Raw genomic sequence first — 26518 nt, forward strand, 5'->3', positions numbered from 1 at the left:
ATGTGGCTGTTGTATCCTACTATCCTAGCCACTATCAGGGAAAGCCAGAGCTATGCAGATCGACAAGTTAGTCATACAAAATTTTAAAGGCTTCAAAGAACACTTCACCGTTAATCTCAACTCTGGCTTGAATATCATCGTTGGCGATAATGAGGCGGGTAAGTCGACGATAATCGAAGCCATTAACCTCGCGTTGACTGGGCTCTACAGTGGCAGGTACTTGAGGAATGAATTGTCCCAGTATCTCTTTAACGAATCGGCTGTTAGAGACTATCTGGGCAGTTTAGTCACCGATGATCCGCTACCACCGCCCGAAATCCTGATTGAGCTCTATATCGACGGGGGAGATGAGGTGGCCTTCCTCGAAGGGGACCTCAATAGTGATGGTAGTTATTGCAGTGGTATCTCCCTACGAGTTGCATTTAATGAAGACTACAAAACAGAATACGAAGCGCTCATCAGCTCAGGCGGCGTCAAGACTTTGCCTATAGAGTACTACCATGCGGTCTGGAAGAGCTTTGCTCGGGAAGTAATCACCACGCGCAGTATTCCCATAAAGTCAGCCTTGATCGACTCAGCCGCCGCTCGTCATCAAAACGGCTCTGATATCTATATCGGACGTATCGTCAAAGAACTACTTTCGCCAGAAGAGGTTGTTAGCGTTTCTCAATCGCACCGTAAAATGAAAGAACACTTTATGGATGAAGAATCCATCAAAGCGATTAATCAGAAAATCACGGAAGCGGGTAAAATCACAGATAAAGAAGTCAAAATTGCCGTCGAGCTTTCCTCGCGCAATGCGTGGGAAAGTGGCCTTACCACTTATTTGGATAATATTCCCTTCCATTTTATTGGTAAGGGTGAACAAAGCATTGTCAAAACTAACCTGGCCTTGTCACACAATAAAGCGAAAGAAGCCAATGTCCTGTTGCTGGAGGAGCCGGAGAACCACCTCTCTCACGCCAAGCTGAACCAGCTCGTGCGTACCATCAGGGATAATAGTGCCAACCGTCAGATTATCATCACGACCCATAGCAGTTTTGTCGCTAACAAGCTGGGTTTGGACGATCTGATTCTGTTAAGCAATAGGAAGACGCTGAAGCTTAATGAGCTATCCAGTGGCACTAAGGCGTTTTTTGAGAAGATAGCGGGTTATGACACTCTGCGGCTCATTCTTTGCCATAAGGCTGTTTTGGTTGAAGGGGACTCCGATGAACTGATTGTCCAAAAGGCCTACCAAATGCAGAACGAGGGTCGACTGCCGATAGAAGACTCGGTGGAAGTGATCTCTGTCGGGGTATCATTCCTGCGTTTCTTGGAGATCGCAGACAAGCTCGGTAAGCCCACCTGTGTTGTGACGGACAACGATGGCGATGTGGCAGCCCTGGAAAATAAATATGCTGACTACCTCGGTGCTAACGCGAAAGTGCATATCAAAATTTGTTATGACCCAGATGTGGATGAGGGTGATCATGCCATTGGTGGAAAACCCTACAACTACAACACGTTAGAGCCTAAGCTGGTCAAAGTGAATAATCTTCAGGTGATGAACACACTGCTTGGCAAGGATTACCAAACACTTGAAGAGCTGTATACGCACATGAAAGGCAATAAAACAGAGTGTGCCCTGAAAATTTTTGAGTCAGACGAACCGATCACATACCCTCAGTATATTCTGGATGCCCTAGCATGAATAAGCTCATCATTGCCTCGGCTGGTTCCGGAAAAACGACCTTCATTGTCAATGATGCGATAGAAAAGGCCCGCCAAGGCACCCGCGTCCTCATAACCACCTTTACAGTAGCCTGTGAACAGGAAATCCGGGACAAGATTGTTAGCATCTGTGGTTGTATCCCTGAACCGATCAGCATTATTACCTGGTTTTCTTTCTTGCTGAATCATGGTGTCAAACCATTTCAGGGTCGCTTGTTCGAGTTCGATACCCGGGGAATGATCTTGGTCAATGGAAAATCTGGATTTCGGTTTAAGAACCGGCGGGGGCAACCCATTTATTGGGGAGAGGATGACTTTACGCGATATTTCTTCACGTCTGACCAAAAGGTTTATTCAGACAAGTTGGCATTGCTGGCGCTACGTTGTAATGAAAAGTCGGAAGGCAGAGTATTTGATCGCATAGCCAGGTGTTTCAATCATATTTACATTGATGAGGTTCAAGACCTTGCAGGGTACGACTTGGAGGTGCTGGAGGAGCTTTTTCAATCCAAAGCGGATATCACCCTAGTTGGTGATCCTAGGCAAGCCACCTACTCAACGGTAAACACACGGAAGAATAAAAAGTATGCCAAAGCGAATATCGTCAATTTCTTTGAAGACACTAGTCTGAATATAGAGAAAGATGACGAGTCGCTTGTGGTCAACCATCGCTGTCATAGTGCCATTTGCGACTTTTCCAATCGCCTCTACCCAGACTGGGTTCCGGCACAGCCTAGTGAAGATGAAGCCTCTGGTCACGATGGGTTATTCGCACTGGATGAGAAGGAGGTAGATCATTATTTGGAGTATTATAAACCTATACAACTTAGAGATAGTGCCAAAAAGCGTATTAACGAAGATTACCCTGTATTAACTTTTGGCAAATCGAAAGGCCTGACGTATCCACGAGTCTTGATTTATCCCTCTGGCCCTATGATCAAATGGCTCAAGAACCAGAACGAAGACCTGACTCAAGCCGCGCGATCAAAATTCTATGTGGCATTGACGCGAGCTAAACACAGTGTGGCTATCGTGCTCAAAGCCAGTGATATCAAGAAAATTCCAGACTTGGCAGAATACAAGTGACCATTTTCCGGTTTTTAGCACGATGACTTCGATGAGCGTTGGTGGGAGTTATTTCGTATAGCTATCCACTACCGACATTAAGTGGGGAATCCCCTTTGCCTTACAGCCGAAAAACGAACACAAGAGGCTAGGTCTTATTGAGCGAGTCAAATATGGTGAGTTTAGCTAGTATGGGATGGAATACTTTACTGTGGAGCTCGTACCTCAAGTAGCTCTTGCTCAATGGATTGAACCATTGAGTTGCTTTCGGATAACGACGCAAGTGTTTCTCGTATGAATAGCAAATTGGGACTAGTTGAAGTATCAATAGCTCTTAGTAGCTTAGATGGACTTAAACCGTCATCTCCACTGCTGTCCACTGGGATCATGTTATATGGGATGACGGGCCGTGGCAGCTGTGCTGACATGAAAGCTAAAATTCTATAACCGCCAACGTCAATGTCCCCCCAATGATATACCGGGCAGTTAGTTTGTTTCACTATCCGTCGAAAGATCGGCAGCCAGGATCGAGAAGGAAAACCATTGGTATATATGACGATACTGCCATCATTGATTTCCCGGCAATAACGTCTAAAGGTTGTCTTATTCTCAATGAACAGTATGTACTTGGGCTGGGTAGCCACTGTTGACTCTTCGATACCTTCTGGCGATAAGGCTAAGTATGGCCAAACAGACCCAGCATCGATCGTGCCAGAAGGGGTCCTGAATTTAATGCCGCCTCTTACAGTCAATTCAGAAGGAAATTTGCTAACACCGTAGTAAGACAGAACTTGCTCAGAATCCAGGTCAGTGCAGTCTAAATCAGGGCACGCATCGTAAAATCGAGCAATAACTCCCAACAGTTTCTCTAAACGCTTACTGTTTCCGAGAGCAGCGACACTGGCTGTTCTGAGGTCAGTTTCCTGACGTTGGTCGCGCCGAGCATTCCAGATAATAAACCTTGCTGCGTCGACCGCTTTACTCCAATCGTTGGTGCCTACATGCTTATATGGTTTGCCTTCAGACCACTTTTCATAAAGATTGATAGCATCCATCTTTAGCCATTCTGGCATCATGGGTTCGAGCTCTTTAACTTGGCTGATCGCAGTTGCTACAATCTCACTTTCGGGCTGGATCTGAAAATGAGCCAAGTAGGCGGAACAGTCGTTGACGTTGATCCGTTCCAGCACTCTGTTTTCGTCAAAGCCCTTGCGTTTGTAGATGGGTTTCAGGCCTCTCACCAGCTTCGCCAAAGCGTCTAACGACTCATGAAAATCGAATCGTTCCTGAGTCGTCGCGGAATGGTACTCGGCAAAACGATTGATGGTGGCGGGGTGACTGTATTTCTCCGGGAGGCCCGATGCCTTGTTGAAACGGCTGGCAATAGCAGTCATCACAGATCTAAATTCAAGTTTCGCCAAATTCCTTCTCCACTTCTTCCAAGTATGGTTTCACCACATCAGGGTTTATGTTCGGTTCATCAGAATCGAGAAGAGCAGTCGCGGCCTCTTTGTAGCGGCGCTCGTCCATATGCAGGCTACCGCCGTGACGAATAATGGTCATAACACGCTCTACTTCATGCCCCATCTTCGCTTCGGTTTCCGGTGGTCCCGCAATAATCACTTGTAGGCCAATACCTTTGAAGAACTTCATGATAGCCTTAGTGTTGTTGCCATCTGTGCGCATAAAGGCTTCATCAAATAGTGCAAAGGCAGCTCCACCGAATGGTACACTTCCAGCAACACGAATCTTGTAAGCCGACATAAAAGCTGCGCCCAAAACAATATAAAGCGGCGAGTTTTGCTCGCCACCAGAGCCTTTACTTTGAACTGTGCTGTAATTGGTTTCGACCTTAGTGATCGTGTTTTTCTGAACTAACTCGTAACTAAAGAAGTTTCGATAATCTGATATTTCGTTGAGGCGGTCTTCAACAATCATATCTTTAATTATGTCGATGGCATCGTTATCTTGGTTTACATCAAGAAGGTCGCCCACTGATTCGGGGCCATCCAGTGCTTCAATGTAATCGTAAACGCTCTTCAGTCCTTCAGATTCAACCACTTGGCTCTTAAACTTATAGGTATTGTCGTTAAATCTTAGCTCTTCAAGCGTGTAATTCAGATTTTTGAATGTGGTCTCCATGTTGGAAAAGCAGTCTTTTAGCTTGTTAGCCACCTCAGCCCTAAAGCCATTGAGCATTTCTTCTTTAGCCTGCTCGGCATCACTTTTGTAAATAACGATTTCAGAGTCTTCAATCTGTATCGCTTCTTTCTCGCACCGAGTCAGGGCGTCCCGTGGTTCCATCTCAATGAGCTCTTTACGATCTTCAGGCTCGTAGCGTTCACAGTAGCTTTGCACTAATTTGCTGCTATCTTTTGTCTTGCTTACAATGGTTGCGGTGTTTGACTCGCATCGTTGTCGGGCAACCGCGGCTATATTCTGGTAATCGTCACCATGCTCGTTCTCTAAATCCTCAAGTTGCTTGCTGGCCTTTTCCCTATCGAAATAGCCATTCTCTATTTTTGTGCGGGCCTCTGTGTGAGCCTGTAGTGCCGTTTTTAGTTGAGGGAGCTTTTCATTGAGTTGAGCTCTTTCATTATTATTATCGCGAAGCTGGGTTTCTAACTCCGTGAGTTTATCGTCAGCCTTTTTGTGGGCGGCCTTTGCGTCTTCACTGGCCTTTGCAAGACCATCGTCTCCGGAGTTTTGTAAGTGTGAAATCTGTTCGTCAATACTTTTAATTTCACTACTTAAACTATCCACGATAGCGAGCTTTTTGGATGCCGATGGCAACTTATCGCCTAAACTTTGCAGGTTATTACTGAACTCATTGTTGATGCGTGAAAGTTGGTTTGAGTAAGATTGAAGACGGTTGAATTCAGGGGCTAGAGCCATGTACTCACTGTGGAGTCTCTTCGCTTCTTGTGCTCGGGTGTCCGCGCCAAACAATTTGTAGCTGACCTTACGGATGCCGCCGCCCGCTAAATTGGCGGTTACCATGCAGTCCTTTGTAATGGCGCGACGCTCGGTTCTCAGTTCCTGCTCGGTATCCACCAGCTTCAATCCCGACAACATCTTAATCAGATAGCCTTGCGCCACAGGATTGTCACTGACAATCAGTTCATCGGCGGTACCCGGCCTAGCATCGTCTGCGAATTGAGCGCTGCTAGGTTTTACCACTTTAGTTCCATCGATAGGGGGAGTGTCTAGATATTTTCCGCGTCTTCTCTTGGCCTCTCGATAAATCCGCATAGCGGCCTCGTAGGCGGCATCGTCGTTTGCCAGATTGTGGCTTGTGATTACCAGGGATTCACGATTGTTGCTAAGGAAAGACTCAATGGCCTCCTGCCAGTCGGGCTCGCTGATACTGACAAGTTCACAGATGGGGGCTACATTGATGCCCGCTTCAGCAAAGAGATTGATAGCGCTCATGGTGACTGGACGGAGGCTCGCCTCGCCTTTTTCCAGTGTTTCAAACGTCTTTTTCAGGTCTTCTAAGCGCTGTCCGATATCATTGAAGTCTTGACCTGCACGATTGGCTTCTTCTGCTAGCCCGTCCTGCAATGAGGTAGCTTGATCGAGATAGCGTTGTGCAACGGCTAAGTCTTTGGCTGTGGATGGCCAGCTGCCAAGTAGATCTTGTCGCGCCGGACCGGTATTGGCTTCCAATTCTTCATTGGTGCAGTTAAATCTTTGTGCCAGGTCAGAGACTACGTTGCCTGGCATGCGCAGGGTACCTAGAGTTGAGACTGTATTTCTTAGAGTGTCAATCACCTGCTTTGCTTTCTGTCGTTTTAAGTCTTTCTCCCCTTTCTCAGTCCCAAGTTCTCTAATTCTCTGCTGGCTGGATGACGCACCAAGGGCCTTTAGAGCTGTATCACTCTTCGTTTCTAATTCTTTAACTGTAATGCGCTGGGCCAATATCTGCTCTTCAAGCGCTTGTTTCTGCTCAGAGAGGCTTTCAAGACGGTCGTCAATATTGTTGATCTGCATGTCGATCTGATTGAACAAGGCTTCCGCCTCAACCCAGCGATAGCACTCGGCACGGGTTTTGGCGTCGATCAATGACTTGAGCGCAGTATTGATTGAAGCCAGAACGCCTAAACGTTCTTCAGCCATACGGATGTCTTCGGCTAATCGGCTGTAAGTGTCGTAGTCATTTTTGATACGATCGGTTTTGATGTTTACTTCAGGCAGAATCTGGTCGCGGGCGAATTCAGAAATGTCTGACGTTTCTTTAAATTTAAGACCGTTACTTAGCGCGCGGAATAGCACTTTGTCGCTGATGGTGTCTTCAGCGCTGCTAACTGCTGTTGGGGAAATCAGATCGCAGTAATTGCGACGGAATTCTGATGCTGTATTTGATGGTGTGTAGAGCACGCCTTTCATACTGGCTAGTCGTTGCTCGAATCCAACCCAGTTAAGTACAACGTCGTCAGACATCATGAAATCAAGTTTGGACAGGGATGCACCTTTGATAATGAAGTAATTTTTGATGACCTTAGGATCACTCTTGCGGGAGTACAGAGATAAGCCAAAAGCGTACTCTCTTCCCCGGCGATCTTCGAAACTTAAAGCAATGTAGGAGTTACTTTCACTGCGCGGGTTGTAGTTTTTAAATCCTTCGGCACTGTTGACTTCTCCCAATACGTAGTCGCGAATAGTACGCTCTGAGCGCTTGCCATCTTGGCTAGTCGCTGGATTGAGTGACAGCATATTCTCGTCACCTCCAGCCATTACTGTCTGAATTGCATCAAGCACAGAACTTTTACCAGCGCCATTAAATCCACGAAACATAAGACTATCGACATCGATCTCAATGTCTTGTTCGGGGAATAGATACCAATTAATCAGAGTTACTCTGCGTAGTTTATGCATCGTTTTCATCTTCTACTCCCTCTAAAACAGCTTCTATATCTGTCTCTTCGCTCTCCATGCTTTTTTCGGTGAAGTTGAACAATTCCTCCATATACTCTTCTGTCACAACTCGCATAATTGACGGTAATACAGTAATGCGGTGCATTTCTGAGTGGGGATTAATAATTCCTAACTCAATCACTCCTATGCCTTTAAGTGTTTTTAACGCCGCATTTAATTCGACCTTACCTAGCTTTATCTCATTGGTCAGGCGCATGTACTCGTCGATTAGCAATACCTCGCTAGGGAATGAGCGCCCCTTTTCAGTACAGGCCTTGCGGCTTTCTTCATCGTGCAGTTTCGCCAGGATTAACAATAGAATGGTTTCTAGCTTGCGCAGGCTGTTATGTGGGATGTTAGCCTTGGGAATAAACCCACAATAGCCGTAGATATCGTCTACAAAAAACTGATCGCCAAATGCCGCGAAGAGGTCACTATAGTACTCGCGGTATTTCACGAGAATATCGTAGGTTTTCTTATGACCGTGACCGTCTTTCCAGATGAACTGGTAGCGACGAAGCATTGCAGCTGCGCGTTCCAAGTCGGCTTGCTCATAGCCTTTCTTTTCTAATGTCTCGTTCTCTCTAACAATTTTATCTAGTTCTTTCAGCATCTATAGTGCCTCAGGTAATTCAGCAATACGGCGCCTGATCTGCAGGGTGGGCGCTTCAATATATTCGTTGCTAGTGTAGCGATCGCTTATTGGTCTGACTTCAAAGTACTTGGTCAGGATATAGAGTTCTGAATCGGTGGAGGGGGCATCGTTAATGAGGTCGCGCATTTGTGTGAAGGTAATTAAATCTTCAAGACCGCCGATCGTCATGTCATCGGTCGTAATCAGCGGCCTCCCGGCCATCTGCTGTTTGAGGTAACGATAGATGCGCTCCGGGTTGATCCTCCTGCGAGTCAGATAATCATCGTAGGCTCGGCTAAACGCAATCTGTGCTAGCGGCTTGGCCGCTCTTTTCTGACGGGTGGGCTCTGGAGGTGGGCGTTTCACGATTGGCTTGTAGGTATTGTCTGGACCGACGTGGCGTTTGATCTGAGAAGGCGATGGTAATGTGCTTGCCTTGGATTTCGCGACAGATTCAATGGAGCTCATCAGCTTTTCGCCAATATCATTTGAGACGTTCAGCGAGTAGCGGATGCTGTCAGCCGTTCGGCGGCTCATAACGCTGTTATATTCTTGAATGCGGTTCATCAGGTCGTCGATACCAGTGAATACCTGTTTAATATCTGATAAATCAGCTTTGACATCTCTACTCGCCACCTCCAGTTCAATGCGCCTACGGCTGGCTGTGGCTTCAGAGAGCTGATCAATCAGACGGTTTTCAAAGAGAATGTCGTCAACACACTTTGTGATTTTGGTGCGATACCGATAAGGGTTGTCAGAGGTGTTGATAGTGTGGAAGTCCTGGAGCATGACTTCGTTGAGAAACTTATTAAAGAACAGGCTGAACCTGCGTCGGTTGTCGGCGTCCTCATTCATCATGCAATGAATGTCCCGAACACTGGCTGCAATGCTGGTCAGTTCGCGGTGGAAGTCTCTGGAGCTTTTGGCTGCAATACTGAGTAGAGCAGCATTGTTTTCTGGGTCTGTTCGAATGCTCACCAAATGGTTGAGAACACCCTGGCACACTGCCCCTATTTCAATGGATTCTCGTTCGCCAATGCGGCTGAAGGCAGTGAGTATCTCTGACGGCAGGCGGGGGATGTAAACGATCCTGCGGTATCCAGCGTCGTCCATCTCTCTGAGCCAGCCACAGTCGCGTAACCGGCCATAGATACGTGAGGCATCATCTTGATCGCCAAACTCGCTCTCTACATCATCTCCTTCTGACTCCCAGTGGGTCTTGCCTAGCTGCGCTTGGTAAAGCAGCTCTTTTGAGATGACTGTTCTAGCTTCACGAGGCGTGCACTCGTCTCCATCTAGTTGGTTCTTAATGAGACGCTTGTACAGAGCCCATAGTCCCAGTCCGTACAGGGAGGCATTGGGTGATGCTAGGGGGCGGAATAAGCTCGAATCTATGCCATCAAATAACACATGACGCTCCATATCAAGATTGTGCATCCATGTTAGCTAGTTACATCTAGTGGTGCAAGTTTCTTTTACTATTTGTTTCTTGCTCCATGGGAAAAGCTAAGGCAATATATTGCTATTCAATCTGGAAGCCATCTATGAGTAGTGATCGAAAAATCAGCTGGGGTCATAAGCAGCGTCTGATCTATATTGAGCAGCAATTACTTTGGGGCAGATGCTTCAAAGCAAGGATGTTGATGGACACCTTTGGGGTATCTCGGCACCAAGCTGGTATGGATATCAAGAATTACATAGAGCTTTTCCCGGGCAATGTGAAACCTTATAACCCCTTAGTAAAACATTACGAACCTAGCGATAGTTTCATGCCGGAGTTGGCGGGTGTAGACCCTGACTACCCGTTAAACCATGGATTGGTTGATGCTTATGATCACCCTCCTGTTGAAATATGCACGAGTCTCAGGCGCGAGTTGGATGACAAAGTTGTATTGGCAGTTCTAAAACATATTGAGAAAAAAACGTCCTTTGAAGCTATTTACGCCTCCGCTAGTACTCCTGTGGGCTCGAAGCGTATTCTTTCACCTACTAAAGTTATTTTCGCTAGTGGGCGACTTCACATTCGTGCTTATTGCCACGAGAAAGGCGAGTACCGAGACTTTGCGTTGTCGCGATTTCTAACAACCCCAAGGCCATCAAGAACAGACAAAGAGTTTCCTATAGATGATTACTGGGATCGGACTCTAACAGTGAAGGTCATAGTAAATCCGAATCTTTCAGAAGATGCTCAGGCTCTCATTAGGAGAGAGTTTTCTTCAGTTATTTCAGAGCCTTTAAGGATTAGAGCTTCCCTCCTGCACTATTTTCTTCAAGAGAATAATCTTCCTGCGGATGAGGCAAGTATGAAAAAGTCAGTGGAAGCTCCTTGGAGTTATCCGGTTGTCGTTGAACTTGAAAATGATGTAAAAAAATATCTCTTTAAGGCATAGGAAAGTATGGATGTTGAAGTTTGGGATGGTGGCCTGCAAGAGCAGGAAATTTCTGCTATCGAGAAGATTAAAACGGCGTTTTCAAACGTTCAAAATATTGCTCAGTTACCTGCGAAAAAAAGTAAAGCTGGTTCGTTTAAAGACGCACTACAAGCTATAGGTTGTAGCGACAACAGGATGTTTCCCTGGAAAGGCTATGCTGGCTTTCGTTTTGTTAGCTCGAAAGGTCAGGAGGGGGAGTTCGATCTCATCATCGTCACACACAGTAATGTATTGATTATTGAGCTTAAAGACTGGAATCACGCCCCTGTTACTGCTGAAAATGGACGCTGGTATAAAGGCGGTAAGGATATGGGGCGATCGCCGGTCAGCGTTACTCAAAATAAGGTCTTTACCCTTAAGGGTAAGTTAGAAAAGATTAAGCACCGCTTTACCAATAAGAACTTTGTGCCTTTTATTGAGTTCTTTGTGGTGATGACTGGAGATGCTGATTTCAGTCAGCTTCCAGAAGTCGATCGAAAGCATACTTTGTCGCTAGACCAGTTTCTTCAGTTCGCTAACAAAGATGTATATGAGCAACACCTGCGTCCTAATCGTCACCCTAAAGCTAATCAGTTGAATGAAGACTTTCACCTGTTTGATGAGCTCTTTATAGGGCGGGCGACAGAGGCTAAAAAGTTACGCATCGGTGGCTATGAGGCTAAAGAAGAAATCTTTGTGCATCCTAAGAGTGTATATCGAGAATACTTAGCTGGCTCAGAGATATCCCCAGATAGCGAAGCTCTTCTCCGTGTATGGGACTTTAATAAAGTTGAGGGAAAAGGGCAGACTCCCAGTGGACGTGCTGACGTTGTTTCGCGAGAGCGTCAGGTTCTTGAGCATATTCGTCATCAAAATCATGATCTTTACAATCATTGCTTGCGTTCGCTGACCAGCTTTCAAAAAGATGAGCTGACGACTCACTATTCTGAAGTATATGAGTTGCCGCCTAGCCATGAACGATTTAACCAATTTATTGGTAAGTTCGGGGAGGCCTTAGATCAGCGGGACCGCTTGAGCTTGGTGAAGCTACTTGTTGCCAAGTTTGGAGACCTCCACGACATAAAAGTCGCACATAGGGATATTGCCGATCATAGTCTTTGGATTTCTCCGACAAATGAGATTTCACTTTCCAACTTTATTTCTGCCTACCATCAGCCAATTGGAACGGTAGGTGACTACAGACAAAAGCTTTCGGTTGGTGCTATTGAAGCTGAAGATATGCTTGATGGTCGAGTGCTTAGCCCTTTTGAGCAAGATGTCCATTCACTTGCTTTAGTTGCATGGCATCTGCTCTCAGCGCAGCGTATGTCGCCCAAAAGCTGTAAGAACCTACAGAACGACCTAGAAAGCTGCAGTGAATGGTATGGTGAAGTCTTGCTATCTGCGGCAAATGCCAAGTTTAGAACGGCCAGAGAGTTTTTTGATGCATTCAAAAGAGCAGAGCCTGTCGTTGATGAGATACCTACTTTTGATGATGGAGAGCTAGAACAATATCGGCAGAGTATTAGTCATCAACGCCAGTATCGAGAAGATGATGACTTTATTAAGGAAACCGCAGAGAAGGAGGTCTATCTATCCAATGGTTGCTTGGTAAAAGCTTGGCTGAATTGCGGTTATTCCGGTGGAAATCCGACTGTAAATTTTCAAGTGTACAGCTTTCTCCAGCGGCTCGATAAGTTACGAAGTGTCCAGCCTAATTATTTGCCTGCCATCCGTGAATATGGGATTGCCTCAAAGTCGTCCAGCCTCTACTTAGTAACCGATTATATTCAGGGTTCGACATGGGGTGAAATCGAAGGTGACAAGGAAGCCAAATTAACTTTAATTGGACAGTTGATCGCTGCGGTTGAACATTTACATGAGTTGGGTATAGCCCATGGTGATCTGCATCCCGCTAATGTCATGATCGAGGAGGACACTTCGGCGCTATTTCTAATTGACATGCCTGATTTTAGCCTGTCATCAGATGAGCCGAAGAACCATCGTTACAGTCCAGAAAATATCGACAATAGTACGGCATTCGATCGTGATAACTTTGCTGTAATGCGAATGGCCGCAGAGCTTCTAGGAATTGAGTGGGGTGAAGGGTCAGATGAATTTATTAATCTGACCAATGCAATCGAAGTTGAATTGAAAGATCAGCAGTTTGGGTTTAAAGACTTGGGGCGCTTCAAACAAGCGATCATGGTTAAGGGCAACGCCAACGAGCAAGAGTCGATAGATATTACAGCGTCAAGCGCGGATTCTCAGATAACCATCCTTCCAGATAATGGTCGCATTTACCTTCAGATCGAACGTAGCAAGAAAAACCCTAGTGACGCATTGGTTACTTTTCATGGCATCGGAGGCAGTGTTGCTGCCTTTTATCAAGCTGAGAGTAAGGCATTCGTGCACGCTCTGAAACCAAGAGTCCGTGCCTCAGTAGATTTTCGTGATGCAGAGAAAAGCCAGTTCGAAATTTCAACTGCAATTCGTATCACCCCTGGTGCATATAACGATCTGGGTTCACTTAGTAAGTTAATGAGCTATGAGGAGCTATTTCACGGGCTTGTTGAAGAGACGATAGCGCCAGATGAGACTATTGCTCAGAAAGAAGAGGCTTCCGATGCTGCGCTGACAGAAGAGCTTAGGCTGGCCTTTGAGAAGACCCTTTCACCGATAGAAAAACAGCAAGCTCGTAAGCTTCAACAGCTTCCTACGGCAAAGCTCTGGCGCGCTATTTTAGAGACTGAAACACAGTCCCACCCCAATGTTTATCTTGATGGCGACTCTGTTGAAGTGCCAGGGCGAAAAGGTGAATTGAGGCTTCCCTATGCTGGTGATGCAGATCCTTTGGGGGCCTTCTCCCAATCTGATGAGGTTGAAGCTTTATTAGTGGATGACGAGGGGGGGGAGCGCTTTTTAGGGAAAGTTTTGCTCAAAAAGTCTGCGTTAGGAGAGGTTCGATTGACCGATCTTCGCCCTACTGCTCGAAGATTAAGTGAAGGTGACACAGTTTATTTTCGTAGCAAGCAAGATCGCGCTTCTTATCGGAAGCGTAAAGCTGCGCTTCAAAAACTGCTTGATTGCGAGGGTGTTATGCCTGAATTAATGCAGTTATTTGATTCAGATTGCACTCGGGCAGCGACTCAGTATGGATTGCCCTTGACCAAGGACGACTTTTCCCGTTATGACCGCATGGATGCGCAGGGCAATAAAATTAGCCTTAACGTGCAGCAGCGCAGTGCTTTTTCTAAATTGTTGAACCATGGTCCTTTATCGTTATTGCAGGGGCCTCCTGGTACAGGTAAGACAGAATTTATTGCTGCCTTCGTTCATCATTTGATTGAGGCGCAGGGAGCGCGCAGAATTTTATTGGTGAGCCAATCTCATGAGGCGGTTAATACTGCAGCGGAAAGGATTAGAAAACACTGCAAGCGTTTGAAAACTGAGCTTGAAGTTGTTCGTTTTAGTAACCGAGAGGCGGCAGTGTCAACTGGCCTCAAAGATGTTTATTCGCAAGCTATAACATCTCAAAAACGTGAATTGTTTAATGCAGAGCGAAAATATCGTGTAGAAAACCTAAGCGATGCTTTGGGTTTGGAGCCTGAGTTTATATCTAGCATAGTCCTTGCTGAGCTTGATCTATTTCAAAAGATTGATCATTTAGAAAAACTTATGCATCAATTTTCCAGTGAAACAGAGGGTGATGATAAAGAGGACTTAGACAAGCTTATACAAGAGTTACGCCTAACCATTAGCGATAGTTTAATAAATGACTATGAGGTTGAACTTAAACAAGATATGGCGCCTCGTGATGCGAAGGATCAGCTGGTTCATAAGCTATGCCTTGACTATGCCGTGACACCATCAGAAGCCCGAAAAGTTCGTGCACTTGCAAAAATTTCTTGTGATATGCAAAGCGCTTTACGTGGCGAACGTGTGAACTATGACGAGTTTTATGCACGATCGCGCCAGCTGGTTACCGGTACCTGTGTAGGTATTGGTCAGGGGCATATAGGTATACATAACAATGTTTATGATTGGGTGATTATTGATGAGGCTGCGCGTTCAATTTCCAGCGAGCTAGCAATCGCTATGCAGTCAGCTAAGAGAGTGCTTTTGGTTGGTGATCATCTACAGCTTCCGCCTCTATATTCTGAAACCCATAAGCAGGCGTTGGCGAAAAAGTTGGGCTTGTCGGCCGATAGGTCTGACCTTGATGAAATTTTGCAAAGTGATTTTGCTCGAGCGTTTAATTCTGACTACGGTCGACAAGCTAGTGCAGCTTTATTAACCCAGTACCGTATGGCTGATCCTATTGGCAATCTAGTATCTGCGACTTTTTATGATGGAAAGCTAGAAAACGGTGACCGAGAGGTTCCGGATATATATTGGGGTGTGCCTGAGGTCTTAAATAGCACAGTTACCTGGCTAGACACTTCGCCACTGGGTGGACGGGCCAATCATATAGAAGGCAAAGGGAAAAGTATCCTTAACCCTTGTGAGGCAGATCAAATTATTTCTATTTTGAAAAAAATAGCGGCCGACGAGGAACTTGTTAACAGGCTTTCGTCTGTTGTAGGGGAGAACGAAGCGGCAATTGGGGTTATCTGTATGTACGGCGAGCAGAAACGTCATGTGCGACAGAAATTCAGTCAAGAAGTGTGGGCTGAATCATTTAAATCCCTAGTTAAGATTGACACCGTTGATAGTTACCAGGGGAAAGAAAACCGGATTATAATTCTCACGTTAACGCGTTCTGATGGTGACTATACCCCCGGCTTTTTGAGAACCCCTAACAGAATTAACGTCGCTATGTCCCGAGCGATGGATCGCTTGTTGATTGTTGGAAATAGCGCCATGTGGAGGAGTGGAAATAATAAAGAACTGCCATTGGGTGCCGTGATTAATTATATGGAAGAACAAGGTCCTAAGGCAGGATTCCAGTTCGTGAATGCGAAGCATGGGGGCGTACAGTAATGAGTAAGGAAATTCAGCTGACTTACCATGAGATTGATTTTCTAGTTCCAGCTCAGCGTTTCAAAATCCAATTTTCGTATGTCTCGCAGAAGGCGCTGCCGTTCATTAGAGAATTTATCTTGCGATTGGTGCATCTAGCACCAATGAACAAAACTCAGCTGGCGAATTTTTTTGGTCTAAGTCCGCTAGAGATAGATGAGGCAGTGAAAGATCTTGTACAGCGCGAAGAGTTAACGCTAAATGCCAATGGACGTCTCTGCCTAACCTCTAAAGCTCAAGATTATTTTGTCGGTATAGGTGATGTCCCTCAGTTATCTATGGTTCAAGACAGTGGGGCAACACTAGCGTTTGAACTAGCCAGCTTTAGCTGTCTCGGTAATGAGAAGCATAGTGGCAGTTGGCACAATGCTGTCCGCCTGGAAGTTGAGAACAGCAACCGTGCATCAAGCGCTAAGAGAGTTGAAGTTCATTTCCAGCGTCAGTTTAATAAAATTCTCGATCAAGGCTTTCTGCCGAAGAGTGTCTATTCTGAAGGCCAGGAACGCCCCTCTGTTTATACAGTTAATGCTGTTGATAAGCTTCGCGACATCCCTTTAAGACTAGAGACTGTATTTAAGCTAGATTGGCAGGGGCAATCTGTTGTTCGGGAAGATTTTGAACAACTTAATAATTCGGAGATCGTGCACTCATTGATGACAAATGAGATGGCTGATCTCTCTAGAACCGAAAACACTGTTGCGATTCTACGGGCGATGCAAACTGTTGGTGACTCTCAGTCATTGCAAGTTTTTGACTCCAAAACTAACTTACTAACACCTGAATACTTAGACGACCTACACAGGCTGGAAGAAAATCAAGGCGAAAGCCGTATGAGCTTTTTAGGTCCCGTTTATATGAGAGATAGCTGGGGCAAGGTGCTCAAGGCCTTGGAATCTCGTCTAAAGACGCTACGGCAAAAGAAAAAGTCGCACACTGCTCCGAAGGCATTTTCATGGATTGTGCCAAGTGATCCGTTCTGGGGTAAAAGCGGGCGTTTAAGGGCGTGTATCAGCGATTTCTTAATGAAGGCGGAGGTTGGTGATAGAAAGCTCTATATTCCAAGGCTCTACCTACCCGTATCAAGCACGGATGATTTCTTTGCTGTGAAGCAGTGGCGGAGCGAGCTAGGCGATTATAGCAAGTTTGCAAATGGCCTTCTTGAAGGCTTTCTGGATGGAAGTGTCGAGGTGATGTTATGGGAGGGGGAGCTGGCAGTAGTGATATATCATTGCGTTAAGAGCGAGTTACCAGTCACCATGCCATTAGGGTTTGTGACTACCGATAGCAGTAGTGTTAATACTATTGGCGAGGTTGTTAATGGCTACCTGAAGGGGATCTCATCGTATAAGACGCCTAATGATTGCGGTCCTTTATCTGGAATGCAGGGCTTGCGTCGTCAAAGCGATGGTAGGTAAATTGATTTTTCAGGTCGTACGGCCAAAAGTATTGTGGGTGTGTCTGCAGCCTCTGAAGTTGACTTCGATTTTTATGCAAGGCTTCATTCATCGAGGTCGTCAGATTTGCTTATTGGCCTTTTAGAACGCGGAAGGTCAAAAATAGTACTTTAATTTATTATCTATACTATTTTTAACTCATTGAATAGCTTGGGTATTTTTTAAATTAGTATGAAAACTGGGGTTGTAACCCGGAGTCCCCGTTTTCTGAGCGGTCGCCATTCTTGGCTGCCTCGTGGACGACATCCGTCACCTGGGGGCGCTCAACTTTCCACAGTTGTGTCAGTTCATCCTGCAGTCGCTTGGCTCCCTGGGGGGTGATGTAGGCAGAGCCCCGTCCGCGGGGTGGTCTCCAGCGTCCCATCAGGCGTCCTCCCCACGGGAATGATTGAGATTTTTGACCTGAACGGGTTCTATGGTGTCGGGGACATCAAAACCGAATACCTGTCCGTAAAAACTCCATTCGGCTTCCAGGCAGCGCTGGATGCTACTGGCCATTCGAAAACCGTGGCCTTCTCCGGCGAACGGGACATAAGCCACCGGCACCTGTTTTTGATCCAGTGCATCGACCATGGCCTGTGCTTGATTGGGCGGCACAACCTTGTCGTCCAGTCCCTGAAAGAAAATCACCGGGCAGTTCAGTTGCTCTGCATGATGAATGGGGGAGCGCTGACGATACAGGTCTTGCTCTTGCGGATAGTCGCCAACCAGTGTGTCCAGATAGCGGGATTCAAACTTGTGGGTGTCCGTCGCCAGCGTTTCCAGATCGCCAATGCCGTAAAGGCTGGCGCCGGCTTTAAAGGTGTTGCTGAACGTGAGGGCAGCCAGAACCGTGTAGCCGCCCGCGCTGCTGCCTTTGATTGCGATCTGTTCAGGGTTCGCCAATCCTTTGGCAACCAGATAATTGGCCGCCGCACACACATCCTCGACGTCGTGGATCCCCCATGCGCGGTTGAGTTGCTCACGGTATTGACGACCGTAACCGGTGCTGCCGCGGTAATTGACATCAATCACGGCAAAACCCCGGCTGGTCCAGTACTGAATTTTCAGATTCAGACCTGTCTCGGTCGCGCCGGTGGGGCCGCCATGACAGAGCACCACCAGAGGTGGCGCGTCGTGTTCAGGTGCCGTGACATTCGGGTTGCATGGGGGGTAATAAAACGCGTGAGCAACCGGAGGGTTTTCAGTGTCCTTGTCGGAACCTGTCGAAAAGGTAACCGCTTGTGGCTGGCTGATAAAGGCAGTATCCAGAGGGGTGCTATTGGACTGGGCCAGGCACTGCATGGAGTCCACCAGAGTGCCGGACAGTTGCATTAACTGGCTGGCCTGACAGGGGTTGGCTGCCAGAAAGACGCTGCGCTGATTCAGGCTTTGAATCTGGCTGATGTCGGTAAAGTCGGTCTCCAGTGGCTGGCAGGTGTATTGGTAAGCGTCGATATACGCCAGTTGCCACTGACCGTTCTGGGTGAAGCAGGCCAGAATTTCGTGTCCACTCAAAAAACTGTAAGTCGACATGCCAAATACCCATTGCGGTGTGGCAAATTCGGCTTCCAGGTTGGTGATGGCGGTTAAGCCTTCTTCGTCCAGTCGATAGAGATTCCACCAGTTGGTGCGATCGGACACCAGAAACAGTTGCCCGGAAGGACTCCACTGGGGTTGAAACACAGACTCGCCATGACCTCCGGCGACCAGTAAAGGATTGTCGGGCACGCCTTCAGAGTCCAGTGGGCTCAGCCAGCACTCGGTCGTGTCCCAGGGCATGTGGGGGTGATCCCAGCACAGCCAGCTCAGGTGAGCGCCATCCGGTGACAGGCCTGGATTGGAAAAAAAGTCGTGACCACTGACCAGTACTTCAACGTCTCTGCTCATTGGTTGCTCAATATCAATGGCGACGAGTTCGTTGATTTCTTCCTGTCCTGGTTGTCGATGATCTTCACGCACACAGATCAAGCGACGTCGGTGTGGGTCGAGGCAAAAGTCTGCATAGCGGAAATGGCCCTCAGGGGTGAGGGCGACCGATTCGGTGCCTGTCCATTGATAGACCCTTTGATCGTTTGCGTCGACATAGAATAATCCCTGATCGGTTACCAGGTAGCTGGCACCACCGTATTCGTGGGCCTTGGTGCGCACGCCAATTTCACGGGGCAAGACTTCTTCGGCAGGGGATTGTTCGCCAAAACGCTGAAACATCAAAACGCTGCGCCCCTGCTCCTGCGGTCTGGATTCTATCCAGTAGCTGCCGTCGGCTGAGATTTGAGGCTCTCCCAGACGCACACTTTGTTGAGTCAGTAAGTTGCTGGTGATGGGAGACGGCCAGCTGCCAAAAGGCAGGGTTTTAGGCGTGTTTGGGGATGCGCTTGCTTCTGTACTCATGAAGTTGATTGCCGCTGTAGGGTTTTAAATGAATATTTATAACGATAGTTGACCAAGACTGAATGGGAGCATTGTATGGCAGCTGATAGAATTGAGCCAAATCACGAGTTCACCATTGAATAGCATTGATGGTGCCGGGTCTTGGGTCTGTAAAAGCTATGAACGTGTAAACAGTGGAATCCATGTCAGTCATTTTAGAAACCCTACAGAAGTTTGTCACAGCTCATCCTGCGGTTAAGCGCTGGTGGGTGGCATACAGTGGCGGTCTGGATTCGACCGTGTTGTTAAAGGGGCTGGTTTGCATAAATCCCTCGCAGCCTGTTATGGCATTGCATATACATCATGGTTTATCCGATTACGCGGATGAATGGCAAACCCATTGCCAGCGTCAGTGTGATGCTCTCGGTGTGGAGTTGGTTGTTGAGCGCGTCTCGGTGGAATCCGGCGGGCGAGGCATTGAGGACGCGGCCCGACAAGCCCGCTATCAGGTCTTTGAGCAAACTCTTTTGCCGGGGGATGGCCTCTTGCTGGCCCATCATCAGGATGATCAGGCGGAAACCCTGATGCTCAGGTTGTTGCGGGGGAGTGGGCCGAAGGGGTTGTCGGCGATGGTTGACCAGCGTTCTGTTGGAGCGGGAGTCCTGTATCGACCGCTGCTGGGTCTGAGACGTTCCGCCCTGGAGGAGCAGGCATGCCAGTGGAAGCTGTCCTGGGTAGAAGATGACAGCAACAGCTCGCTCGACTTTGATCGCAATTACCTGCGTCATCAGGTGTTACCTGCGGTGCAGCAACGCTGGCCGGATTTTACCGGTCAATGGCAGCAGAGTGCCGAACTGTGCCGTCAGTCGGATCAGTTGGCGCAGGAAGTCGCTGGCCAGGATTGGCAGCAAATGGATTGGCGGCAGGAAAGATTGGGCAGCAGTATCAGTCTGGCAGCTCTTCAGACGCTGTCATCGTTTCGGCGGGGCAATCTCATTCGTTATTGGCTGGAGCGACAGAACCTGAATCCTCCTGAGCGGGTTCATTTGCAAGAGGTAGAGACCCAGCTGATCGGGGGCCGGGAAGACAGCGGGGCAGAAGTGCTATGGGGAACAGTTCGGCTGAGACGCTTTCGTCAGCGGTTATTCCTCCTGCCGGCTGAATTAACGAAGCAGACGACAGATGCCACTCTGTGCTGGAATGATCTTGAGCCATTGCAGTGGGGCCGCTGGCAGCTCACTTTGGAAGAGGTGGAGCAGGGCGGTTTCCGGTTGCCGGCAGGGGGCTTCAAGGTAAGGGCGCGACAGGGCGGCGAGCGTTGTCATCCCAGTTGGCGGGATCGCTCCCAGACATTGAAAAAACTGCTTCAGGAGTCCGACCTGGAGCCCTGGCTGCGCTATCAGCTGCCCCTGTTAGTGGTGGGGGATGAGATAGCCGTGGTGGCAGACCTCTGGTACTGCAAGGGCTGGGAGGCTGTTTCAGAGCCGGGTTATCGACTTCGGTGTGAGGCTGTGGCAGGCCAGAACTAGGGTCCGTTGTCGCTAATTTATCCGCCACTGCATGTCGCTTGTCCCAAAAGTCAGCGAATTGTCCGTTTAAGCCCGATTTCCTTCCCGGGCGGCCCTATTTCCGATTGAGGCAAAGAGGGGTTTCCGGTAGACTGGCGTCCCATCTTAAGGGCTTGCTGTAGTTCCTGTTAAGACGGTCATCTGAACGTGACGAAGACGGTCTTTCATAACGGAAACTCAACGATGATTTCAAGCGGCCTTACCCCAATATTTGATCGTTAATTCAGCAAGGTTCTTATGACGCGATATATCTTCGTAACTGGTGGTGTTGTTTCTTCTTTGGGTAAGGGCATCGCCTCCGCTTCTCTGGGCGCAATTCTGGAGTCCAGGGGCCTGAAAGTAACGGTCCTCAAGCTCGATCCGTACATCAACGTCGACCCCGGCACCATGAGTCCTTTCCAGCACGGTGAGGTTTATGTCACTGAAGATGGCGCCGAAACCGACCTGGATCTCGGACACTACGAGCGTTTTATCCGCACCAAAATGAGCCGCCGCAATAACTTCACCACCGGTCGTGTTTACGAGACCGTGTTGCGCAAAGAGCGTCGTGGCGACTACCTCGGGGGTACCGTACAGGTGATCCCTCACATTACCGATGAAATCAAGCGCCGTGTGCTGGAAGGTGGCCGCGATGCTGATATCGCGCTGGTGGAAATCGGCGGCACCGTTGGTGATATCGAATCCCAGCCGTTTCTCGAAGCCGCCCGTCAACTGAAAGTTGAGCTGGGTCGTGAGCGAGCCCAGTGGATTCACCTGACTCTGGTTCCTTATATCGCCACCGCCGGTGAGACCAAAACCAAGCCAACCCAGCACTCGGTAAAAGAGTTGCGTTCTATCGGGGTGCAGCCGGAGATCCTGTTGTGCCGTTCCGAGCGCGAAGTGGATGAAGATTCCCGCCGCAAGATTGCCCTGTTTACCAACGTGGCTGAGCGTGCGGTTGTGCCACTGCCTGATGCGAAAACCATCTACTCGATCCCTCAGCTGTTGAAAGACTACAAGCTGGACGAAATTGTTCTGGAAAACTTCGGTCTGGAAGCTCCAGAAGCTGATTTGTCCGAGTGGGATCGTGTGGTTGATGGCAAACTGAATCCAGAGCATGAAGTCACCATTGCCATGGTGGGTAAGTACATGGAGCTGCTGGATGCCTACAAATCTCTGAATGAGTCACTGACCCATGCCGGTATTCACACGCGCACCAAAGTGAATGTGAAGTACATCAATGCAGAAGACGTGGAAGCACAGGGCACTTCCCTGATTGAGGGTGTCGACGCAATTCTGGTTCCGGGTGGATTTGGTGAGCGTGGTCTGGAAGGTAAGTTGCAAGCGGTTCAATACGCCCGTGAAAACAAGGTCCCTTATCTCGGCATCTGCCTGGGCATGCAATCTGTTGTTATCGAATTTGCCCGTAATGTACTGGGTTTGAAAGACGCCAACAGCACCGAGTTTTCCAAAGATACGAAGAATCCGGTGATTGGTCTGATCACCGAGTGGATTACCGCTGATGGCGATGTGGAAAAACGTGATGAAGCATCGGATCTTGGTGGCACCATGCGTCTGGGCGCTCAGGAATGTCGACTGGTCCCGGGTAGCAAAGCCCGTGAAGTCTATGAGGCAGATGTGATTGTTGAGCGTCACCGTCATCGCTACGAAGTGAACAACAACTATGTAGACCAGCTGCAAAAAGCCGGTCTGAAAATCGGTGGCTGGTCTGCGGATGACAACCTGGTAGAAATGGTCGAAATTGAAGATCATCCCTGGTTCGTGGCCTGCCAGTTCCACCCTGAATTCACATCGACCCCTCGTGATGGGCACAAGCTGTTTACCAGCTACATCCAGGCGGCGCTCGATAACAAGCGATCTTAAGGAAAATCATGAAAAACAAAACTATCGCTGTTCAGGGCATCGAAGTTGCCAATGACAAGCCGTTTACCTTGTTTGGCGGCATGAATGTATTGGAATCTCGTGATATGGCCATGCAAGTGGCTGAACACTACGTCAAAGTCACTGAAAAACTGGGGATTCCCTACGTTTTTAAAGCTTCCTTTGACAAGGCAAACCGTTCTTCTGTGCACTCTTACCGAGGTCCGGGGATGGAAGAAGGCTTGAAAATTTTTGCCGAGATCAAACAGACTTTTAATGTCCCGGTGATTACTGATGTGCACGAAATTTATCAGTGCCAGCCGGTTGCAGAAGTCTGTGATGTGATCCAGTTGCCAGCGTTTTTGGCTCGTCAGACCGACCTGGTTGAAGCCATGGCGAAAACCGGTGCGGTTATCAATGTGAAGAAGCCCCAGTTTCTCAGTGCCGGGCAAATGAAAAATATCGTTGAAAAGTTTGCCGAATGCGGTAACGAACAGATCATGCTGTGTGAACGTGGCAGCTGCTTTGGTTACGACAACCTGGTCGTGGATATGCTGGGCTTCCGTACCATGAAAGAAGTCAGCGGCGGCGCGCCCTTGATTTTTGATGTCACCCACGCGTTGCAGTGTCGTGATCCAATGGGGGCTGCTTCCGGTGGTCGCCGTCATCAGGTGGCTGAGTTGGGACGTGCTGGTCTGGCAACCGGTCTGGCCGGTTTGTTCCTGGAGGCTCATCCCGATCCGGATCAGGCCAAGTGCGATGGCCCAAGCGCTTTACCTCTGGACAAGCTGGAGCCATTCCTGGCAGAAATGAAAGCTGTGGATGACGTGATCAAGAATTTGCCGGTGCTGGATATTCGATAGTCGAGACTTCTGGCACAAGCCTGTGAAGGTTGTTGCAGTGGCAATGACGGGTTGGTGAGACCTTTCACAGGTTGAAAGAATTTAATACAACGAGAAGTGGTACGCGGGCTAGAGGCATACGTTTTTAACCTTCGTTAAACATCTCATCATTATACAAACGGAGAGTTTGCTGAAATGAGTAAGATTGTTGATGTCAAAGCCTACGAGGTGCTGGATTCTCGTGGCAACCCAACTGTCAATGCTGATGTGATTCTGGAATCAGGTGTAGTTGGTTCTGCCTGTGCACCTTCCGGAGCATCAACCGGTTCTCGCGAAGCCCTGGAATTACGTGACGGTGATAAAGGTCGCTACCTGGGCAAAGGCGTTTTGAAGGCCGTTGCTAATGTAAACACCTCCATCAAGGATCTGTTGGTCGGTATGGATGCGGCTGATCAGCGTGCGCTTGATAAAGCCATGATCGACGCCGATGGCACTGAGAACAAAGCAAACTTTGGTGCCAATGCCATTCTGGCTGTCTCTCTGGCAGCAGCCAAAGCCGCAGCGGCGGACAAGAACATCCCTCTGTACCAGCACATCGCCGACATCAACGGCACTCCGGGTCAATATACCATGCCAGTGCCCATGATGAACATCATCAATGGCGGTGAGCACGCGGACAACAACGTTGATATTCAGGAATTTATGGTTCAGCCCGTTGGCGCCAAGACTTTTGCAGAAGCCCTGCAGGCCGGTGCTGAAATCTTCCACTCTCTGAAGAAAGTTCTCAGCGGTAAAGGTTTGAATACGGCTGTTGGTGATGAAGGTGGTTTTGCTCCAGACCTGGCTTCCAACGCCGACGCTCTGGCTGTTATTAAAGAAGCCACAGAGAATGCCGGTTACAAGCTGGGGGATAATGTGACCCTGGCTCTGGATTGTGCAGCTTCCGAGTTCTACAAAGACGGTCAATACGACCTGTCCGGTGAAGGTAAAGTGTACAGCTCAGAAGGCTTCAGTGATTTTCTCGCCGAACTGTGCGAGCAATACCCGATTATTTCCATCGAAGATGGTTTGGATGAGTCCGATTGGGACGGCTGGAAATACCAGACTGAAAAACTGGGCGACAAAATCCAGCTGGTGGGTGATGACCTGTTCGTAACCAACACCAAAATCCTGAAAGAAGGTATCGAGAAGGGCGTTGCCAACTCAATCCTGATCAAATTCAACCAGATTGGCAGCCTGTCCGAAACTCTGGACGCTATCAAAATGGCCAAAGATGCAGGTTACACCGTGGTGATTTCTCACCGTTCCGGTGAGACTGAAGACACTACCATTGCTGATCTGGCGGTTGCTACGGCAGCGGGTCAAATCAAGACCGGTTCACTGTGTCGTTCAGACCGCGTAGCCAAGTATAACCGTCTGCTGCGCATTGAAGCCGAACTGGGTGAAAAAGCACCTTACCGTGGTCGTGCTGAGTTCAAATAAGCCCAGCCGGTGAGATCAGGTGTACATCAAAACAGGCCGGTAACCCCGGCCTGTTTTGTATGGGCTACAAAATCGTGATTCTGGTTGTCTCTCACTGTTCGTCTCTGGTGTTTGTGGTATCTTATTCTTCAATATCTTCCCTTGAACGTCTGGTTTCACTATGAAGTGGCTTATTCCAATATTGCTGATACTGCTTGCAGGCCTGCAATATCGCCTGTGGGTAGGTGAGGGCAGTTTGGCGGATGTGGTTCGCCTGAATGAAGAGATCAAGACCCAATCATTGGAAAATGACCGTTTGCGTGAAAGAAATCGGGTGTTGGCAACGGAAGTCAAAGGCCTTAAGTCGGGTATCGATGCGGTTGAAGAGAGAGCCCGGGAAGATTTGGGAATGATCAAGCCTGACGAAACCTTCTTTATGGTTGTCGATCCCTCAGAGAAAAAATAAAAGGCCACAGCGTCAGCATGTCACAAACTCTAACTGAAGAAAGTTACTGGCAGTCCGGTCAAGGCTACTGGGTGATTGTCCCAGCCGCGGGTGTAGGCTCCCGGATGGGGGCTGATAAGCCCAAGCAATACCTCACCTTGAATGGCAAAACCATTCTTGAGCATACTCTGGAGCGGTTACTGCAATTGCCCCAATTGAAAGGCATTGTGGTTGTCGTGCATCCGCTGGACTCCTACTGGTCGACACTTCCTGTATTCAATCATGAAAAAATTCGGGTAATTGAAGGTGGCAAGGAGCGTTGCGACTCAGTGCTCAACGGCTTGGACACTTTGGACGAGTACATGCAGCCTCTGGATTGGGTGATGGTGCACGACGCGGCCCGTCCGTGTGTGGATCTCAGAGATGTCGAAGAGTTGGTGGAGAAGCTCGAGGAGCACCTGGTCGGCGGTATTCTTGGGGTGCCGGTCAGTGATACCGTCAAACGCCTGAATGATAATTACGGTATTGAAGAAACCGTAGATCGTCGTGTGCTTTGGCAGGCGCAAACTCCGCAAATGTTCCGTTATGGTATTTTGTCCCGGTCGCTGCGGTCTGCTCTCCAGCAGGATATTACCATTACTGACGAGGCATCAGCGGTGGAAAGTGCTGGCTATGTTCCATTGATGGTGGAAGGACGCCGGGACAATATCAAAGTTACTCGCCCGGAAGATATTCCCATGGCCGAGCTGATTCTGAAATTGCAGGACAGCTAGT

At 48.3% G+C, this 26518-nt stretch carries 16 protein-coding genes and 1 pseudogene; 11 read left to right on the forward strand and 6 right to left on the reverse strand.

Annotated features, from left to right (window positions below; genetic code table 11):
• Positions 1-52: 52 nt before the first annotated feature.
• Positions 53-1693, forward strand: a complete 1641-nt coding sequence (locus KOI40_RS10285) for an ATP-dependent nuclease (protein WP_216097422.1) — start codon at positions 53-55, stop codon at positions 1691-1693.
• The gene (locus tag KOI40_RS10290; protein ID WP_216097423.1) at positions 1690-2799 is read left to right on the forward strand and encodes a UvrD-helicase domain-containing protein; all 1110 of its coding nucleotides are present in this window, start codon (positions 1690-1692) and stop codon (positions 2797-2799) included. Before KOI40_RS10285 ends, KOI40_RS10290 begins: the two co-directional genes overlap by 4 nt.
• A 185-nt stretch (positions 2800-2984) precedes the next feature.
• On the opposite strand, the gene KOI40_RS10295 is transcribed toward KOI40_RS10290, so the two are convergent.
• From KOI40_RS10295 to KOI40_RS10310, 4 genes are read right to left on the reverse strand one after another with little or no spacing between them, the layout of a single operon-like run.
• Positions 2985-4199: a Wadjet anti-phage system protein JetD domain-containing protein gene (locus KOI40_RS10295; protein ID WP_216097424.1), complete on the reverse strand. Its 1215-nt coding sequence runs from the start codon at positions 4197-4199 to the stop codon at positions 2985-2987.
• Positions 4186-7665, reverse strand: coding sequence for an SbcC/MukB-like Walker B domain-containing protein (locus tag KOI40_RS10300; protein ID WP_216097425.1), 3480 nt, complete (start codon positions 7663-7665; stop codon positions 4186-4188). Before KOI40_RS10300 ends, KOI40_RS10295 begins: the two co-directional genes overlap by 14 nt.
• Positions 7649-8308 carry a DUF4194 domain-containing protein gene (locus KOI40_RS10305; protein ID WP_216097426.1) on the reverse strand — a complete coding sequence of 220 codons (660 nt, stop codon included), beginning with the start codon at positions 8306-8308 and terminating at the stop codon, positions 7649-7651. The genes KOI40_RS10300 and KOI40_RS10305 overlap by 17 nt, the downstream gene beginning before the upstream one ends.
• Positions 8309-9766 carry a Wadjet anti-phage system protein JetA family protein gene (locus tag KOI40_RS10310; RefSeq protein WP_216097427.1) on the reverse strand — a complete coding sequence of 486 codons (1458 nt, stop codon included), beginning with the start codon at positions 9764-9766 and terminating at the stop codon, positions 8309-8311.
• A gap of 107 nt (positions 9767-9873) precedes the next feature.
• On the opposite strand from KOI40_RS10310, the gene KOI40_RS10315 reads away from it, so the two are divergent.
• The 3 genes from KOI40_RS10315 to KOI40_RS10325 are packed head-to-tail and all read left to right on the forward strand — an operon-like array spanning position 9874 to position 17177.
• A complete protein-coding gene (locus tag KOI40_RS10315; RefSeq protein ID WP_216097428.1) occupies positions 9874-10719 on the forward strand; it encodes a WYL domain-containing protein in 846 nt (281 codons plus the stop codon).
• Positions 10720-10725: 6 nt separating this feature from the next.
• A complete protein-coding gene (locus KOI40_RS10320; RefSeq protein WP_216097429.1) occupies positions 10726-15723 on the forward strand; it encodes an AAA domain-containing protein in 4998 nt (1665 codons plus the stop codon).
• Positions 15723-17177: a hypothetical protein gene (locus KOI40_RS10325; RefSeq protein WP_216097430.1), complete on the forward strand. Its 1455-nt coding sequence runs from the start codon at positions 15723-15725 to the stop codon at positions 17175-17177. The genes KOI40_RS10320 and KOI40_RS10325 overlap by 1 nt, the downstream gene beginning before the upstream one ends.
• A 235-nt stretch (positions 17178-17412) precedes the next feature.
• Here the strand turns inward: KOI40_RS10325 and KOI40_RS10330 are convergent.
• A pseudogene (locus KOI40_RS10330) lies at positions 17413-17580 on the reverse strand (transcription elongation factor GreB); the annotation flags it as partial.
• On the reverse strand, positions 17580-19589 hold the full coding sequence (locus KOI40_RS10335; RefSeq protein WP_216097432.1) for a S9 family peptidase: 2010 nt from the start codon (positions 19587-19589) through the stop codon (positions 17580-17582). The gene KOI40_RS10335 and the pseudogene KOI40_RS10330, both read right to left, overlap by 1 nt.
• 182 nt (positions 19590-19771) lie before the next feature.
• On the opposite strand from KOI40_RS10335, the gene tilS reads away from it, so the two are divergent.
• From tilS to ispD, 6 genes are all read left to right on the forward strand, one after another.
• Positions 19772-21097 carry a tRNA lysidine(34) synthetase TilS gene (gene tilS, locus KOI40_RS10340; protein ID WP_216097433.1) on the forward strand — a complete coding sequence of 442 codons (1326 nt, stop codon included), beginning with the start codon at positions 19772-19774 and terminating at the stop codon, positions 21095-21097.
• A 276-nt stretch (positions 21098-21373) separates the two neighbouring features.
• Positions 21374-22999 (forward strand): CTP synthase, encoded by a 1626-nt coding sequence (gene pyrG / locus KOI40_RS10345; RefSeq protein WP_216097434.1) that lies wholly within the window; start codon positions 21374-21376, stop codon positions 22997-22999.
• A gap of 8 nt (positions 23000-23007) precedes the next feature.
• Positions 23008-23859 (forward strand): 3-deoxy-8-phosphooctulonate synthase, encoded by an 852-nt coding sequence (kdsA, locus tag KOI40_RS10350; protein ID WP_216097435.1) that lies wholly within the window; start codon positions 23008-23010, stop codon positions 23857-23859.
• A gap of 174 nt (positions 23860-24033) precedes the next feature.
• On the forward strand, positions 24034-25320 hold the full coding sequence (gene eno / locus KOI40_RS10355) for a phosphopyruvate hydratase (RefSeq protein ID WP_216097436.1): 1287 nt from the start codon (positions 24034-24036) through the stop codon (positions 25318-25320).
• A 160-nt stretch (positions 25321-25480) separates the two neighbouring features.
• Positions 25481-25765 carry a cell division protein FtsB gene (gene ftsB / locus KOI40_RS10360; protein WP_216097437.1) on the forward strand — a complete coding sequence of 95 codons (285 nt, stop codon included), beginning with the start codon at positions 25481-25483 and terminating at the stop codon, positions 25763-25765.
• Positions 25766-25782: 17 nt separating this feature from the next.
• Positions 25783-26517: a 2-C-methyl-D-erythritol 4-phosphate cytidylyltransferase gene (gene ispD, locus KOI40_RS10365; RefSeq protein ID WP_216097438.1), complete on the forward strand. Its 735-nt coding sequence runs from the start codon at positions 25783-25785 to the stop codon at positions 26515-26517.
• The last annotated feature ends 1 nt before the right edge of the window (position 26518 follow it).

Source organism: Pseudomaricurvus albidus (genome assembly GCF_018863235.1).
GTDB lineage: Bacteria > Pseudomonadota > Gammaproteobacteria > Pseudomonadales > Cellvibrionaceae > Pseudomaricurvus > Pseudomaricurvus albidus.